15 protein-coding genes are annotated in these 15,985 nt (G+C 68.3%); 9 read left to right on the top strand and 6 right to left on the bottom strand.

What is annotated here, in order from left to right; translation table 11 throughout:
* The first annotated feature begins 58 nt into the window (after nucleotides 1–58).
* From L5G33_RS11110 to dinB, 5 genes are read left to right on the top strand one after another with little or no spacing between them, the layout of a single operon-like run.
* Nucleotides 59–1,258: a homogentisate 1,2-dioxygenase gene (locus tag L5G33_RS11110; protein ID WP_236998251.1), complete on the top strand. Its 1,200-nt coding sequence runs from the start codon at nucleotides 59–61 to the stop codon at nucleotides 1,256–1,258.
* Entirely contained in the window at nucleotides 1,255–2,136 is an 882-nt protein-coding gene (locus tag L5G33_RS11105) for a hypothetical protein (protein WP_236998383.1), read from the top strand. Before L5G33_RS11110 ends, L5G33_RS11105 begins: the two co-directional genes overlap by 4 nt.
* Complete coding sequence (fahA, locus tag L5G33_RS11100; protein ID WP_236998250.1) at nucleotides 2,133–3,308, top strand: fumarylacetoacetase; 1,176 nt, start codon at nucleotides 2,133–2,135, stop codon at nucleotides 3,306–3,308. Before L5G33_RS11105 ends, fahA begins: the two co-directional genes overlap by 4 nt.
* 17 nt (nucleotides 3,309–3,325) lie before the next feature.
* Nucleotides 3,326–3,505, top strand: coding sequence for a hypothetical protein (locus tag L5G33_RS11095; protein WP_236998249.1), 180 nt, complete (start codon nucleotides 3,326–3,328; stop codon nucleotides 3,503–3,505).
* Between the two features lie 37 nt (nucleotides 3,506–3,542).
* Nucleotides 3,543–4,754 carry a DNA polymerase IV gene (gene dinB, locus L5G33_RS11090; RefSeq protein WP_236998248.1) on the top strand — a complete coding sequence of 404 codons (1,212 nt, stop codon included), beginning with the start codon at nucleotides 3,543–3,545 and terminating at the stop codon, nucleotides 4,752–4,754.
* Between the two features lie 17 nt (nucleotides 4,755–4,771).
* Here the strand turns inward: dinB and L5G33_RS11085 are convergent, their stop codons facing one another.
* A complete protein-coding gene (locus L5G33_RS11085; RefSeq protein ID WP_236998247.1) occupies nucleotides 4,772–6,346 on the bottom strand; it encodes a glycerol-3-phosphate dehydrogenase/oxidase in 1,575 nt (524 codons plus the stop codon).
* Nucleotides 6,343–6,969: a TetR/AcrR family transcriptional regulator gene (locus L5G33_RS11080; protein WP_236998246.1), complete on the bottom strand. Its 627-nt coding sequence runs from the start codon at nucleotides 6,967–6,969 to the stop codon at nucleotides 6,343–6,345. The genes L5G33_RS11085 and L5G33_RS11080 overlap by 4 nt, the downstream gene beginning before the upstream one ends.
* Nucleotides 6,970–7,011: 42 nt before the next feature.
* On the opposite strand from L5G33_RS11080, the gene L5G33_RS11075 reads away from it, so the two are divergent.
* The 3 genes from L5G33_RS11075 to L5G33_RS11065 are packed head-to-tail and all read left to right on the top strand — an operon-like array spanning nucleotide 7,012 to nucleotide 10,859.
* On the top strand, nucleotides 7,012–8,607 hold the full coding sequence (locus L5G33_RS11075; RefSeq protein ID WP_236998245.1) for an FAD-binding oxidoreductase: 1,596 nt from the start codon (nucleotides 7,012–7,014) through the stop codon (nucleotides 8,605–8,607).
* Nucleotides 8,604–9,512 carry a diacylglycerol/lipid kinase family protein gene (locus tag L5G33_RS11070; protein ID WP_236998244.1) on the top strand — a complete coding sequence of 303 codons (909 nt, stop codon included), beginning with the start codon at nucleotides 8,604–8,606 and terminating at the stop codon, nucleotides 9,510–9,512. The genes L5G33_RS11075 and L5G33_RS11070 overlap by 4 nt, the downstream gene beginning before the upstream one ends.
* Before the next feature lie 48 nt (nucleotides 9,513–9,560).
* Nucleotides 9,561–10,859: a TrpB-like pyridoxal phosphate-dependent enzyme gene (locus L5G33_RS11065; protein ID WP_236998243.1), complete on the top strand. Its 1,299-nt coding sequence runs from the start codon at nucleotides 9,561–9,563 to the stop codon at nucleotides 10,857–10,859.
* 34 nt (nucleotides 10,860–10,893) lie between these two features.
* On the opposite strand, the gene L5G33_RS11060 is transcribed toward L5G33_RS11065, so the two are convergent.
* Entirely contained in the window at nucleotides 10,894–11,772 is an 879-nt protein-coding gene (locus tag L5G33_RS11060; protein ID WP_236998242.1) for an endonuclease domain-containing protein, read from the bottom strand.
* A gap of 117 nt (nucleotides 11,773–11,889) precedes the next feature.
* Here L5G33_RS11060 and argG point away from each other — a divergent pair, with 117 nt between their 5' ends.
* Nucleotides 11,890–13,305, top strand: a complete 1,416-nt coding sequence (gene argG / locus L5G33_RS11055; RefSeq protein WP_236998241.1) for an argininosuccinate synthase — start codon at nucleotides 11,890–11,892, stop codon at nucleotides 13,303–13,305.
* Between the two features lie 78 nt (nucleotides 13,306–13,383).
* Here argG and L5G33_RS11050 read toward each other — a convergent pair whose 3' ends face one another.
* The 3 genes from L5G33_RS11050 to L5G33_RS11040 all read right to left on the bottom strand — a co-directional run bounded on the left by L5G33_RS11050 (nucleotide 13,384) and on the right by L5G33_RS11040 (nucleotide 15,980).
* Nucleotides 13,384–13,959, bottom strand: a complete 576-nt coding sequence (locus L5G33_RS11050; protein ID WP_236998240.1) for a TerD family protein — start codon at nucleotides 13,957–13,959, stop codon at nucleotides 13,384–13,386.
* 119 nt (nucleotides 13,960–14,078) lie between these two features.
* Nucleotides 14,079–14,666, bottom strand: a complete 588-nt coding sequence (locus L5G33_RS11045; protein WP_236998239.1) for a permease — start codon at nucleotides 14,664–14,666, stop codon at nucleotides 14,079–14,081.
* A gap of 51 nt (nucleotides 14,667–14,717) precedes the next feature.
* Nucleotides 14,718–15,980, bottom strand: coding sequence for a TerD family protein (locus tag L5G33_RS11040; RefSeq protein ID WP_236998238.1), 1,263 nt, complete (start codon nucleotides 15,978–15,980; stop codon nucleotides 14,718–14,720).
* Between the last annotated feature and the right edge of the window lie 5 nt (nucleotides 15,981–15,985).

Raw genomic sequence — 15,985 nt, 5'->3', positions numbered from 1 at the left:
ACCCACACACGAATCCACCGGCCCGAACTCGGGCGTCAACCAATTCAGGAGGTCGGTCATGGCGTACTACCGACAGCTCGGCGTCGTCCCGCCGAAGCGCCACACACAGCATCGAGGCCCAGACGGCAGCCTCTACTTCGAGGAGCTGATGGGTGAAGAGGGCTTCTCGTCCGACTCGTCGCTGCTCTACCACCGCAACATCCCGTCGGCGATCGTCGACGCGACCGTGTGGGAACTGCGCGACCAGAGCACCGCCCCCAACCACCCGCTCAAGCCACGGCACCTCACCCTCCACAACCTGTTCGACGAGGCGTCGTGGGCGAGCACCGACGCGGTCACCGGCCGTCGCCTCATCCTCGGCAACGCGGACGTGCGGATCTCGTACGTCGTGTCGGCCGCCGCGTCGCCCCTCTACCGGAACTCGCTCGGCGACGAGATGGTCTACGTCGAGTCCGGCGAGGCGACTGTCGAGACGGTGTTCGGTGCGTTGCACGCTCGTGAGGGCGATTACGTCCTGCTCCCGATGTCGACGACGCATCGTTGGCTCCCGCAGGGCCCGCAACCGTTGCGCGCGTATGTGATCGAGGCAAACAGCCATATCGTTCCGCCCAAGCGCTACCTGTCGCGTTTCGGTCAGCTGCTGGAGAATGCGCCGTTCTGCGAACGCGATCTGCATGGGCCCGCCGAGCCACTGCTCGCCGAGGGGGCCGACGTGGAAGTCCTGGTGAAGCACCGGGCGGGCGGCGCGATCGTCGGCACGCGGATGGTGTACCCGAAGCACCCGTTCGACGTCGTCGGTTGGGACGGCTGCCTGTACCCGTACACGTTCAACGTCGCCGATTACGAGCCGATCACCGGACGCGTCCACCAGCCGCCGCCCGCCCACCAGTCGTTCGAAGGAAACAACTTCGTGATCTGCAACTTCGTGCCCCGCAAAGTCGACTACCACCCGCTGTCGATCCCGGTGCCGTACTACCACTCGAACGTCGACTCCGACGAGATCATGTTCTACTGCGGCGGCGACTACGAGGCCCGCAAGGGGTCGGGCATCGGCCAGGGGTCCGTCTCGGTGCACCCCGGCGGACACGCCCACGGTCCGCAGCCGGGCGCGTACGAACAGAGCATCGGGGCCGAGTACTTCGACGAACTCGCCGTAATGGTCGACACGTTCCGTCCCCTCGAACTCGGCGAAGGCGCACTCGCCTGCGAGGACGACGGATACGCGTGGACCTGGGCGGGACGGGGGCCGACCTCATGATGATCCCGACCCTCCTCGCGGGCCTGTGCGACGACGCCGCGCTGTTCCCGCCCGGGAACGCGCTGCTCGAGGACGCGGCCCCGGCGCACATCGCCCACGAGAACAGTCGCCACGCCGGCATCGTCGGACCGTTCGTGTTTCCCGCATCGCGGCTGGACGAACTCTCGGCCGCCGCGACCTCGGTGGACGGCGTACTCGAACTGACCCTGACGGTCCCGGCCGGCGTCTCCGCCGTGCCCGCTGCGGTCCAGATCGTGCGCGGCATCGACGGCGTGCGCCTGGCCGCGCTCGAGATCGCGGTGCCCGACGGGCAGCGCACCGCGGAGCTGATCACGGCGCTCGACGAGATCGCCCGCACGGTGCCAGGCGTCGACGTCTTCGTCGAAGTGCCGCGTGACGACCGGCGCCCCGAGATCATGGCCGCGCTGATCGGCACGCCGTACTCGGTCAAGTTCCGCACCGGCGGCATCGTCGCCGAGGCGTACCCGGACGAAGCCGAACTGGCGGCCGCGATCAGCGCCGTCGTCGGATCCGGGGTGCCGTTCAAGGCGACCGCGGGACTGCACCACGCCGTGCGGAACACCGATCCGGACACCGGGTTCGAACAGCACGGATTCCTCAACCTGATGCTCGCGACCCACCGCGCCGCGCAGGGCGCCGACACGGACGTCGTCGTCGCGACGCTCGCCGATCGAGACGGCCGCCGCATCGCCGACACCCTCTCCGCCCTCGATGACGACGAGGTCGGTGCGCTGCGCGCCACATTCCGTTCGTTCGGCACGTGCAGCATCAGCGATCCGCTGACCGAGCTGGCCGATCTAGGTCTCCTCTCGATGAACGATCCAACCTCCCTGAGCGACCCAGGAGTCACCGCATGACTGTCATCTCCATCCCGGCCGACTCCCTGTTCGGCCTCGACAACCTTCCCTACGGCGTGTTCTCCACGCCTGATGCGGGCCCGCGCGTCGGTGTCCGCGTCGGCGACAGCGTCGTCGATCTCGCGAAAATGCTCGGCGACGCCGCGTTCGCACAGCCGACCCTGAACGCGTTCATGGCGCAGGGTCGCCCACGGTGGGTGGAGGTCCGCGCCCAGATCACCGATCTCGTCGTCGGCGATGTTCCGGACGCCGCTGTCCACTCGGTCGACGACGTGACGATGCACCTGCCGATCGCCGTCGCCGACTACGTCGACTTCTACGCATCGGAGAACCACGCCACGAACCTCGGACGGCTGTTTCGGCCGGACGCAGAGCCGTTGATGCCGAACTGGAAGCACCTGCCGGTCGGATACCACGGTCGGTCGAGCACCGTCGTCGTCTCCGGGACGGACATCGTCCGCCCGTCTGGCCAGCGCAAGGCGCCGACCGACGCCGCGCCCACGTTCGGGCCGTCGCTGCGCCTGGACATCGAGGCGGAGATGGGCTTCATCGTCGGTGTCGGCTCCCCGATGGGATCGTCGATCAGCCCCGATGAGTTCGCCGACCACTGCTTCGGCGCAGTGATCCTCAACGACTGGTCGGCCCGCGACATCCAGGCGTGGGAGTACGTGCCGCTCGGCCCGAACCTCGGCAAGAGCTTCGCCACGTCGATCTCGCCGTGGGTGGTGCCGCTGCAGGCGCTCGACGCGGCGCGCGTCGCGACGCCCGTGCAGGACCCGACCCCCTTGCCGTACCTGCAGGGCGAACAGGACTGGGGCCTGGACATCGATCTCGCCGTGGAGTGGAACGGCGACGTCGTGTCCCGCCCGCCGTATGCGGGGATGTACTGGTCGCCGTCGCAGATGCTGGCGCACACCACCGCAAACGGGGCCGCCGCCAGCACCGGCGACCTGTTCGGATCGGGCACCATCTCGGGCCCGGAGAAGGATCAACGCGGCGCCTTCATCGAGTTGACCTGGAGTGGAGCCGAACCCGTCGAGGTGGCGGGCGAGCAGCGGACCTTCATCCAGGACGGCGACGAGATCGCGATCTCAGCGACCGCTCCCGGACACGCAGGCGCCCGCATCGGTTTCGGCGAGGTGCGTGCGCGCATCCTGCCGGCCGGAAGCTGACGGCACCCGGCCGCCCGGTGAGCGCCTCGGACCCGGGCATTCGCGGGGCGCCGCCGATCCTCGTGACCGGGCAGGCCGACGTGGTCCTCATCGGACGACACGCGCTGCGCGACCTGCACTTCCCCGTCCGTGCCGAGAAGGACCTCCGGCGCGGGTATGGCTACGTGCCGCCCGCGTATCACCGCGCGTTCGTCTGAGCGGAGAATTGTCGTAGCGCGGTGCCATGATCGGCGTATGAGAGTCGAGCCGGGGCAACGTGCGGAGGCTTCGATCCTGCACGCCGACCTCGACTCGTTCTACGCGTCAGTCGAGCAACGCGACCACCCGCGGCTACGCGGCCGTCCTGTGCTCGTCGGCTCGGGCGTCGTTCTCGCCGCAAGCTACGAGGCCAAGGCCGTCGGCGTGCGGTCACCGATGCCCGGGCACGAAGCCCGTGCGCTGTGCCCGACCGCTGTCACGATGCCGCCGCGATTCGACGCCTACCTGGCGGCATCGCGTGCTGTGTTCGACGTCTTCGGCGACGTGACTCCCCTGGTGGAGGGGATCTCGGTGGACGAGGCGTTCCTCGATGTCGGTGGGCTCCGCAAGATCAGTGGCACACCGGTCGAGATCGCCGCCCGACTCCGCGAACGGATACGGGCCGACGTCGGTCTGCCGATCACCGTCGGTGTCGCACCGAGCAAGTTCCTCGCCAAGGTCGCCAGCGCGGTCGGGAAGCCGGACGGGCTCCTCGAGGTGCCCGCGGGCGGCGAACTCGACTTCCTCCACCCGCTGCCGGTCCGCCGCCTCTGGGGAGTCGGCGCCAAGACGGAGTCGCGACTGCGGGACGCCGGGATCTCGACCGTCGGGCAGATCGCGCACCTCGGGGAGAACCGGATGTGCGCGTTGTTCGGGCGAGGCGCGGGCCGACACCTGTACGCACTGTCGATGGCGCGTGACCCGCGCCGAGTCGAGACGGGCAAGCGGAGGCGGTCGATCGGTTCGCAACGTGCACTGGGACGGCGGGTCAAGTCCGAAGCCGACATCGAGGCGACCCTTCTGGCCATCGTCGACCGGCTCGCTGCACGGTTGCGCACGGCAGACCGGTTGGCGCAGACGGTCGTCCTCCGGCTGCGCTTCCACGATTTCGCGAGCATCACCCGGACGCGGTCTCTGCACGATCCGACGGACTCCACCGAGACCGTCCTCGCCGTCGCGCGCGGACTCCTCGACGAGGCGATGCCGCTCATCCGCGACCGTGGATGCACCCTGATCGGGCTGTCCCTGACGAACCTGCACGACCATGGCGCCGTGCAGCTTTCGCTACCGTTCGACGGCGACGACCACGCCGCGGACCTCGATGTCGCCGTCGACGGTCTGCGGGTGAAGTTCGGGCGCGACGCCGTGACACGTGGCGCCCTGGTCGGCCGACATCACGGCCACGATGCCCCGATGCTGCCTGACTGACCGGTCACGGCCACGGCCTACAGTTGCGTGACCGCCAGCTCGGCAGCCGGCCGCGCGGCCGCAGCGACGAGCGGCGTTAGGGACAGTCGCGTACGACGCTCCAGCACGTCCTCGACGGTGACTGCGCCCTCTGCGGCGACGCCGAAGACAAGTTCGGCGCCGGTCACGGCGGTCCCGTCAGCGACCGGGCGGCCGAGTGCTGCGTCCGATTCGGCGAGGGCGAGGACGGCGAGCGCCTCCGTGCCGTACTTGGCGACGAGTCGCTCGGGTGCCGCGAGACGGGCCAGCTCGGCTGTCGGGTCGGGCCCGGCGGGCGCGCCGACCAACGGCAGCGACCGGGTGCGGCATGGCGAGGCGGGCAGCGCTGCCGTCGCGACAGCGACGTCGACGGCGTCCTGCGCCATCCGTCGGTACGTGGTCAGCTTGCCGCCGACCACAGTCACCAGGCCGTCCTCCCGGGTGAGGACCGCATGCTTGCGCGACACGTCGGACGTCTCGCCAGTGCCGGAGTCGAGCAGTGGACGCAGACCCGAGTACGTACCCACGATGTCCTCGCGGGTCAGCGGAGTGCCGAGCGCGAGGTTGATCGTGTCGAGAAGGAAGTCGACCTCGGATTCGGCTGGCTGCGGCACGTCGGGGATCTCGTGACCGGCGTCCTCGTCGGTGAGACCCACGTAGACGAGACCGTCGGGCTGGGGAAGGGCGAACACGTATCGCCCGAAGCTGCCGGGGACCGCGACGGTGAGGCCGGCGCGGAGCCCACCGAAGCTCTCTTGACTCATCACCAGGTGAGTGCCGCGGCTCGGGCGCAGCGCGATCGCCGGGTCGACCTGCGCGGCCCACACTCCGGTCGCGTTCACGACGGCTTTCGCGCGCAGCTCGAAACGGTGTCCGGTCAGCTCGTCCGTGACGCTCACCGATGTGCCCGACACCTGGTCGGCTCGCGTATGCGTCAGCACCGTCGCGCCGAGTGACGCCGCAGTGCGCGCGATGCCCACGACCAGCCGGGCGTCGTCGTTGAGCTGGCCGTCCCAGTTCAACAGACCACCGCGAAGCCCAGAGCGTCTGACGGTCGGTGCGAGCGCCTGGACTTCGGCGGCCGCGATCCGGCGTGATCGAGACAGGTACGACGACGGCGTCCGCGCCGCGACGCGTAGACCGTCGCCGGCAAGGAAGCCGGTGCGGGTGAGGGCCGCGTCGAAGAACGAGACGTCGTCGGTCAGCGGAACCACCTGCGGTAACGGACGCACGAGGTGCGGTGCGATCCGGCGGATCAGCGCATCGCGTTCCACCGCGCTCTCGTAGGCGATACCGACGGCGGCGGACGCGAGGTAGCGCAGCCCGCCGTGCACGAGTTTCGATGACCACCGGCTCGTCCCGAAAGCGAGGTCGCGGCTCTCGACCAGCACTGTCGACAGACCGCGGGACACCGCGTCGAGCGCGACACCTGCGCCGGTCACGCCTCCGCCGACGACCACCAGGTCCACCGACGGCGACGCGGCGAGGCGTTCGAGGTCGGCGGTTCGGCGAGCCGGCGACAGCAGTGATGCCGGATCGATGGTGGGATGCGTCGAGAGCACGTCGGTCGTCATGGTCGGAGATACCTTTCGAGGAGGTCGGCGAGTTCGTCGTCGAGCACGTCGACGTCGTCGGGGGCGGTGAAGACGGGGCCGGTGAGGGTGAACGACCACGCCATCTGGAGAACGGTGGCTGCGATGCGGCGGGGGGAGCCTGCGCGGATCTCCCCGTCTTGCTGCCCGACGACGATCTGGTGTTCGATCGCCGCGAGCTGGCTGCGGGAGGTGCGGCCGGTTCGTTGGAGCAGGTACGGCGCCAGGAACTCGGGGTCCAGCTCGATGATCCGCCGTAGCAGGGGGTGGCGTCTGGCCTCGCGGACGAGATGGGTCATCGTCACGATCATCGCTTGTCGCGTCGCGCCCCGGCCGGTGACCGGCGCGGCCGCTGCGATGCGCGCGAACTCGCGTGTCGTGACCTGTGCGGCAAGGGATTCCACGTTGGGAAAGCGGCGGTACAGGGTCGCGCGGGAGACGCCTGCCGTTCGTGCGACGTCGGCCATTGTCGTGCGTCGGATGCCGATCGTGGACATGAGTCGGGTGGCGGCGTCGAGGATCACGTCCTCGCTGATCGCGTTCGCCGCAGTACGTCTCTCCGGTGCACGCTCCGGGCTCGGGTGATTGATTCGCTGCGACACCATGTGTAAGACTGTATCAGCAAATGCGACCGGAAGGCTGTACCCATGAGCAGTAATGAGATCGACATCAACGTCGTCGACTTCGTCCCCGGACGTTGGGGAGACCCCGCAGACCCGATGCATCTGTCGGACTCGGTCACCGGAGCCTTGAGCATGCTCGGCATCACCGAGCAGGCACCCGCCCCGGTAGCACTCGCACTGCCGTCGCCGCGTCTGGACTCGAATGCACTGACCGCCTTCTCGGCCACCGGTGCGTCGGTCACCACCGACGACGAGGTCCGCGCGGCACGGCTCCGAGGGTTCTCGACGCCGGATCTGCTGAAATTTCGCGCCGGAGACGGCAGCGACGCCCCGGACGCCGTCGTCACACCGAGCACGGCCGACCAGGTCGCGGCCGTTCTCGCCGTCTGCGACGAGCAGGGCATCGGGCTGAGTCCGTTCGCCGGCGGAACGACGGTCACCGGCGGACTCGTCCCCGACCGGTCGCGCCCGGTGATCAGCCTTGACCTGCGTGACCTGACGGGTCTGCTGCACCTTGACGAGACATCACAGATCGCGACGTTTGCGTCGGGCACCCGCCTGCCCGACGCCGAGCGGCTTCTCGGCGAGCATGGCTTCGAACTGGGGCATTTCCCCCAGTCGTACGAGGGCGCAACCATCGGCGGGTGCGCCGTCACTCGCTCGGCCGGCCAGTCGTCCGTGGGGTACGGGCGGTTCGACGACATGGTCGTCGGACTGACGATCGCCACACCGCGCGGCGTCGCCGAGATCGGCACCGCCCCCAAGTCGGCGGCGGGCCCGGACCTGCGCCAGTTGTTCCTCGGCAGCGAAGGGGCGTTCGGAGTTGTGACCCGAGTGCGCGTGCGCGTGCACCCGACTCCCTCCGTCCGGCGCTTCTACGGCTGGCACTTCCCGGACTTCGCCGCGGGCACCACCGCGATGCGCGCCCTCGCCCAATCGAACATCAAACCGACGGTGCTCCGACTCTCGGACGAGGCGGAGACCGGGCTCAACTTGGCAAACCCGTCGGCGGCGGGCAGCGCGAACGGACCGGTCGGCGGCTGCCTGATGATCGTCGGCTTCGAAGGTGACGCCGCCGACGTCGACTGCCGCGACGCCTACATCTCGGCGCGACTGAACGAACTCGGCGGAGCCGCGCTCGGCACCGAGCCGGGCGAGCACTGGCGGGAAGGTCGGTTCCGCGGCCCGTACCTGCGCGATCCGCTGCTCGACGCGGGCGCACTGGTCGAAACCCTCGAGACGGTCACGTTCTGGTCGAACCTCGACCGCCTGAAGGCCGACGTCACCGCAGCCGTCACGGGCGCGCTCGGCGACCAGGGCACCCCGGCGGTCGTCATGTGCCACATCTCGCACGTGTACCCGACAGGAGCCTCGCTGTACTTCACGGTCATCGCGAAGTCCCTCACTGATCCGGTTGCCCAGTGGGCCGAGGCGAAGTCGGCCGCGAACGCTGCGATCCGGGCAGCGGGCGCGTCGATCACCCACCACCACGCGGTCGGCACCGACCACCAGGCGGCGTACCTGGAGGAGATCGGCGACGTCCAGCAGACGGCGCTGCGGGCGGTGAAGTCGGCACTCGACCCCAATGGCGTCCTCAACCCGGGGATCCTGCTGCCGTGAGCATCGAGGTGAACCCGCTGCGCATCGTCGCGGTCGTCAATCCGATCTCCGGAGGCGGCGCGTCGAAACAACAGTGGCCCGCCGTCGCCGACGCGCTGGCGACCGCAGGCGTCACCTATGTCCGTGTAGTCGAGTCGGAGTCGTCCGAGCACGCCACCGCAGTCGCCGCCGAGTCCGCACGATCGGGCGCGCTGACCGTCGCGGTCGGCGGAGACGGTCACGTTCGCGATGTGGCCGAGGGCGTGCTCAGCGTCGACGGCGCCCGGTTGGGCATCGCGGCCGCGGGGCGGGGGAACGACCTCGTGAGGCACCTCGGACTGCCGAAGGACCCGGCGGCGATCGCCGCTGTACTCACCGGCGGGGCGACGCGCGAGATCGACGTCCTGGACGTTCGACGGCCCGACGGCGTCACCACGATCGCAGTCGGCAACGTGTACACCGGACTCGACTCGGAGGCGACCGAACTGATCAACAGCCTCCGCTGGATGGGGTCGGCCGCCTACCGGGTGGCCCCGGTGATGGCGGCGGTGCGGTGGAAGCCGATCCGGGCGTCGATCACCGTCGACGGCCAGACACGCGAGTCGCTCGCGCACATGGTGGTCGTAGCCAATTCGGGTGATTACGGCCACGGACTGCGGATGGTGCCAACGGCGTCGATCGACAGCGGCGCGGTCGAGGTCCTCCTACTGCGCGGCGACCGATCGAAGTATCGACTCGCGCGCCTGATGAAGCAGGCCGAGACCGGGTCGCATCTCGACAGACGCGAGGTCGAACTCCTTAGCGGTACGTCGATCACGGTGGCGACCGACCGCCCGGTCCCCGTGCACGCCGACGGTGACTACCTCTGCGAGGCGCCCGTGACGATCACCGTCCGTCCCCGTGCACTGCCGATCGCGGTGCCGTAGGGCCGCGGCGGACTCACGTCTGACGACACGGATACTAATGTGACGTGCATGACAAATGTTGATGCGTCGAACCCCGATCTCGTGACAGTCGACGTACCCACGCACTGGTACAACCTGGCCGCCGAACTCGACGAGCCGATCCCGCCGCACCTGCACCCGGGCACCAAGGAGCCCGTCGGACCCGACGATCTGGCCGCGCTGTTCCCGGCAGGCCTCATCGCGCAGGAGGTGTCGACCGAGCCGTATATCGAGATCCCGGAACCGGTCCGCGAGATCTACAAGATGTGGCGGCCGGCTCCGCTCATCCGAGCACGCCGTTTCGAAGAAGCGCTCAACACCAAGGCGCGCATCTACGTCAAGTACGAGGGCGTCAGCCCCGTCGGGAGCCACAAGACGAATTCGGCTGTCGCGCAGGCGTACTACAACAGCATCGACGGCGTGAAGAAGCTGACGACGGAAACCGGGGCCGGCCAGTGGGGCAGCGCTCTCGCCTTCGCAGGCGCACAGTTCGGCATCGACGTCGAGGTGTGGCAGGTCCGCGCGTCCTACGACTCTAAGCCCTACCGCGGATTCTTGATCCGCACCTACGGCGGGACCCTGCACCCGAGCCCGTCCGACCTCACCGAAGCGGGGCGGGCGATGCTTGCGAAGGACCCGGACACCACGGGCAGTCTCGGCATGGCGGTGTCGGAGGCCGTCGAGGTCGCCGCGAAGAACGACGACACCCGCTACGCGCTCGGCAGCGTGCTCAACCACGTCGTCCTGCACCAGAGCGTCATCGGCCAGGAAGCCGTCGACCAGGTGTACGCCGTCGAGCCCGGTGGCGCCGACATCGTGTTCGGTTGCGCCGGAGGCGGATCGAACCTGGCCGGGCTGTCGTTCCCGTTCATCCGCGAGAAGCTCAACGGCCGTAGCAATCCGCGCATCGTCGCCGCCGAACCGCTCGCCTGCCCGTCCATCACACAGGGTGAGTACCGCTACGACCACGGTGACGTCGCAGGCCTCACGCCGCTGCTGAAAATGCACACACTCGGCATGGACTTCGTCCCCGACCCGATCCACGCGGGCGGCCTCCGCTACCACGGTATGGCGCCCGCCCTCAGCCACACCGTCGAGCTCGGTCTGGTGGAGGGGACGGCGATCGGGCAGCACGACGCGTTCAGCGCAGGTGTGCAGTTCGCCCGAACCCAGGGCATCGTCCCAGCCCCGGAGTCGACGCATGCCATCGCGGCGTGCGCTGCACACGTCGCGAACAGCGACAAGGAAGAAGTCGTGGTCATCGGCCTCTCGGGCCACGGCCAACTTGATCTGCCCGCCTACGCGGACTTCCTCGACGGCGGGTTCTGAGCCGAGCACGAATGAGATCAGTACGCTCATCGGTTCATTCCGGCAGATTGCCCTCTCCAGCCGATGAGCGTACTGATCTCTGCACTATCGCTCGGGCTCTGGCGCTCCGGGCCCGGTGCCGGTCGGTGCGGGTGATCGCTCGGATGTCTTCGAGGACGCCGTCCCACCCGTAGATGATGTCGCCGTAGGTGAGACGCAGCGTCATCCATCCGTCGACGAGTGTCCGTCGGTCGCGGTGATGGTCACGCTCGTAGTCTTCCCGGCTGGAGTGGTGAAGTACCGAGTCGCATTCGATGATCAACGTCCCGATGCGCAGGTCGGCCCACTGGGCATCGGCGATGCTCGGCTGCACGACCACGTCGTAACCGAGGGCGCGTAGACGCACGCGGGCGATGCTCTCGGTACCGGACTGGGATCGCGGGTCGGTGCGATACAACAGGTCGCGCAGCGTCGGACCGATACGCCCCATCGCTTCGGCGAGGTCCTCGACCGTCGTGCGAGTCGTGTTGAGGTACGAGTCGCAGACGGCGATCCACTCGTCCGGCTGGAGGCACCGCACCGCATACTTGAGTGCGACCGGGACCGGGTCCACCGCGCTCGGCGTGGTTCGGATCGGAGCCTGCAGCGGTCTGCACGCGCGATGCTTGCCCGCGAGGTTCGGGCTACGCCGCAGATGCAGTTCCCCGGCATGGCCGGGCGGAACCCACAACCTGTGGAAGCTCAACGCGGACACACAGGCGAGGACACCGCCGTCGCGCACGGCGGTCGCAGCCGCCGCATCGTGTCCAGGGGCGGCGAGCCATCCGTCACGGAGTCGCTGCAGGTCGCCGGAGAGTATCGCCCGCCGGATGTCCTGATCCGTATACCCCTGCGCCCGCAGTCGCTTCCGCGTATAAATTCCGGAATCTCTCACATCAGGTCAGACGCGACGCTCGCTCGTCAGGTTCCGCGACACACCGAAGTCGCTGCCCGAACGTCCAATCTGCCGGGTGATTCGTCGGTGGGCCGAATCACTGTTTAAGCTGGACGTATGTCGAAAGTGCTGAGCTCTCTGCCCATTGGGGAGCGCGTTGGAATCGCGTTCTCGGGTGGCCTGGATACGTCCGTCGCCGTTGCCTGGATGCGTGAGAAGGGCGCGATTCCTTGCACGTACACCGCTGACCTCGGTCAGGCCGACGAGCCGGACATCGCTTCGGTGCCCGGACGTGCAGGTCAGTACGGAGCAGAGATCTCGCGACTCGTCGACTGCCGGTCGGCGCTCGTCGAAGAGGGACTCGTCGCCCTGCAGTGCGGAGCATTCCACATCCGCTCCTCGGGCAAGACGTACTTCAACACCACTCCGCTCGGCCGCGTCGTCACCGGCATGCTGCTGGTCCGCGCCATGAAGGAGGACGGCGTCGACATCTGGGGCGACGGCTCCACCTACAAGGGCAACGACATCGAGCGGTTCTACCGCTACGGCCTCATGGCCAATCCGCAGCTGCGCATCTACAAGCCGTGGCTCGACACCCAGTTCGTCGAAGAGCTGGGCGGCCGCCACGAGATGAGCCAGTGGCTCACCGAACGCGACCTCCCGTACCGCGACTCGCAGGAGAAGGCGTACTCGACGGACGCCAACATCTGGGGCGCCACGCACGAGGCGAAGACCCTCGAGCACCTCGACCACGGACTCGACGTCGTTGAGCCGATCATGGGCGTCGCCGCATGGCGCGACGACGTCGAGGTCGCGACCGAAGACGTCTCGATCCGCTACGAGCAGGGTCGCCCGGTAGCCATCAACGGTGAAGTGTTCGACGACGCCGTCGCTCTGGTCGTCAAGGCCAATGAGATCGGCGGCCGCCACGGCCTCGGCGTCTCGGACCAGATCGAGAACCGCATCATCGAAGCGAAGTCGCGCGGCATCTACGAGGCGCCGGGCATGGCGCTGCTGCACATCGGTTACGAGCGTCTGGTGAACGCGATCCACAACGAGGACACCGTCGCCAACTACCACAACGAGGGCCGTCGCCTCGGTCGCCTCATGTACGAGGGCCGCTGGATGGATTCGCAGGCGCTGATGCTGCGCGAGTCGCTCGTGCGCTGGGTCGGTTCGGCCATCACCGGCGAGGTCACCGTCCGACTGCGTCGCGGCGACGACTACCACTTCCTCAACACGCAGGGGCCCGGCCTCTCGTACCACCCGGACAAGCTGTCGATGGAGCGTGTCGGCGACGCCGCGTTCGGTCCGTCAGACCGCATCGGCCAGCTCACCATGCGCAACCTCGACATCGCGGACTCGCGCGCGCGCCTCGAGCAGTACGCGCAACTCGGCGTCGTCGGCGGCGCCACCGCGGACCTCGTCGGCGAACTCTCAGTCGGCGGTGCGCAGGCCATCGCGGGCGGCCAGCCCGAGGACCGCGCATCGGAGTCGCTGGACCGCGCGGCCATCGATTCGGGCGTCGACTAGGCGCTCGGCACCAGAGACGCAGCCAGACAGAAGGAGCGCATCGCCTCGGCGATGCGCTCCTTTGTTTCTCGGGTCGGGTCAGACGTTGACGCCGTAGTCGCGTGCGATGCCTCCGAGGCCGGAAGCGTAGCCCTGGCCGATGGCGCGGAACTTCCAGTCGGCGTTGTGCCGGTACAGTTCGCCGAACAGCATCGCGGTCTCCGACGACGCGTCCTCGGACAGGTCGTAGCGGGCCACCTCGGAGCTATTCGCGCGGTTCACGACGCGGATGAACGCGTTGCGGACCTGGCCGAACGATTGGCGGCGTACATCCGCTTCGTGGATCGAGACGGGGAAGACGATCGACTGGACGTTCGGCGGGACCGCGGCCAAGTCGACGTTGATCGACTCGTCGTCGCCGTCGCCCTCACCGGTCAGGTTGTCGCCGGTGTGCTCGATCGCGCCGTCGGGCGACCGCAGATTGTTGTAGAACACGAAGTGCTGATCGGAGAGGACCTTGCCGTCCGCACCCAGGATCAGCGCGCTGCCGTCGAGGTCGAAGTCCGCGCCGGTCGTGCTCCTCGCATCCCAGCCGAGGCCGATCGCGACGGAGGTGAGGCCGGGAGCCTCTTTCGACAGGGAGACGTTGCCGCCCTTGCTCAGGCTGACGCTCATAGTGGAATGCCTTTCTCTGCGCGGTGGAGCCGTCCCGCGACCACGCCGCGGGAGGACTCCTTCATGTCTACCGAATACTCAATCACGACGAGTCGCCCGGATGAACCGGACGAACGACGTCATTTACGGTTGGAGTCGACGGTCCTGTTGGCGACCAACGCTTTACGTTTGGCCCGCCGCCGGCCGAGGAGATAGAAATCGACGGCGATACCGATCACGATGCCGACGATGACGCCGATCAAGGTGGCGCCGCGGAAACCGGGGCCGAGGATGTCCAGCTGGAGGCGTCCGGCGTTGGCGCCCTGACCGGATCCGACTACGATCGCCAGCGTCAACAGGTTGGGGACCAACAGAAGCAGGGAGACGACGCCGAGCAGCCACGACCCGATGTTCTTGGGCGTCTTGCCGATCGAGAAGATCGCGAGGAGGGCGAAAAGCAGCGGAAGCGCGGAGCCGATGATGCCGAAGAACAGGCCCCACACGGTGCCGGAGGTGACGCTCCGGTCGATCCGCTTGCCCATCGTCGTGCCCCACCAGTCGGGGAGGAGGCGCTGCAGAATGAAGTAACCGATCACGATGATCACGACCGTGCCGATGCCGAGGATCACCTTGTTCTTCGTCGACAGGCCCGGCAGGGACCATCGACGAGTCTTGCTCGAAGTTGCGTCGTCCACGGGTTCCGGTGGTACGCCGGGCAGTTCGCTCATAGGACAACTGTGGCACAGACCGGCGTCCAGCGGCAGCGGCTTGCCGTCCGATCAGCCGAGATACGGTGTGACGAACGGGATCGCCTTGTTCGCCGTCTTCCCGTTGAAGCCCTCGCCGATCGCGCGCATCTTCCAGCCGTCGGTCTCCCGATGGACCACGGCCATAGTGACGCCGGTGAACGGCATGCCGCCCGCCAGCGTGTAGCGGGCGAGCTCGGCGTTGGTCGACTGGTCGATGAGGCGGCAGTACGCGTTCTGGACCTCGGCGAACGTCTGGCCGCGGTACGACGTGACGACGAAGACCAGATTGTCCACGTGCGGCGCGATCGCGGCGAGATTCACCGAGATCACCTCGTCATCGCCCGCACCCTCGCCGGTCAGGTTGTCACCGGAGTGGATGATCGAGCGGTCCTTCGCCTTGAGATGGCCGAAGTAGACCGTCTCCACGCACTGTCCCTGCGAGAACATCAGGACGGACGCGTCGAGATCGATGGCGCTGCCGCCGCCACCGCCGCCGAAGAAGCCGCGCTTGGCCGGCCGCTGAACCGGATCCCAACCCAGACCCATCCAGACCTGAGTGAGGGCGACACCACCCTCCTTGCGCAGCGACACCTTCTGGCCCTTGACCAGCGAGACCGGTCGATCCTTCGAAAGGTTGACCTCGGGAGCGGCCGCGGGGGCGGGCGGCTGCTGCTGGGGTGCACCGTACTGGGGTGCACCGTTTTGGGGCTGGGAAGGGGGCGGTGTGTACGAGGGTGGGGCCTGTTGCGGAGCAGGGGCAGGCGGCTGTGGTGCGGGAGATGGGGGTGCAGGAGCTGGGGGGGCGGGGGCGTCGTCGACGGACACTCCGTGGTCGCGGACCAGATCGGCGAAACCGCCGGCATAACCCTGTCCGACGGCGCGCACCTTCCACTGCCCGTTGCGCTGGTAGACCTCCACCGCGATCACCACGGACTCGCTGGTCAGGCCGTCCACGACATAGTCGAACAACGGTGCGCCCGCAGCGTCCAGCACGTGGGTTACCGGCGGTGCGAACTGACCGAAGCTGCGCGACGTGTCGTCGAGGGTGATGACCGTGCGGATCGCGGCGATGTCGGCCGGGACGCCCGTGGTCGAGATGTGCAGGCGCCCGTTCCGCAACTGCACGCCCGGACCGGACGGCTGGTTGAAGAACACGAAGTCGGCGTCGCTGCGCACCTTGCCTGCCTCGGTGACCAGCAGCGCCGACACATCGGCGGGGGCGGCCACGTCGACCGATATGACGACGTCGGGCCCGGGCAACGGGGCGTTCTGGCCTTTGGCGAGTGATGACACGGGGT

This window comes from Gordonia liuliyuniae (assembly GCF_021738805.1).
GTDB lineage: Bacteria > Actinomycetota > Actinomycetes > Mycobacteriales > Mycobacteriaceae > Gordonia > Gordonia liuliyuniae.
Note: the sequence above shows the minus strand (reverse complement) of the source record. Positions and strands in the feature narration are given on the sequence as shown.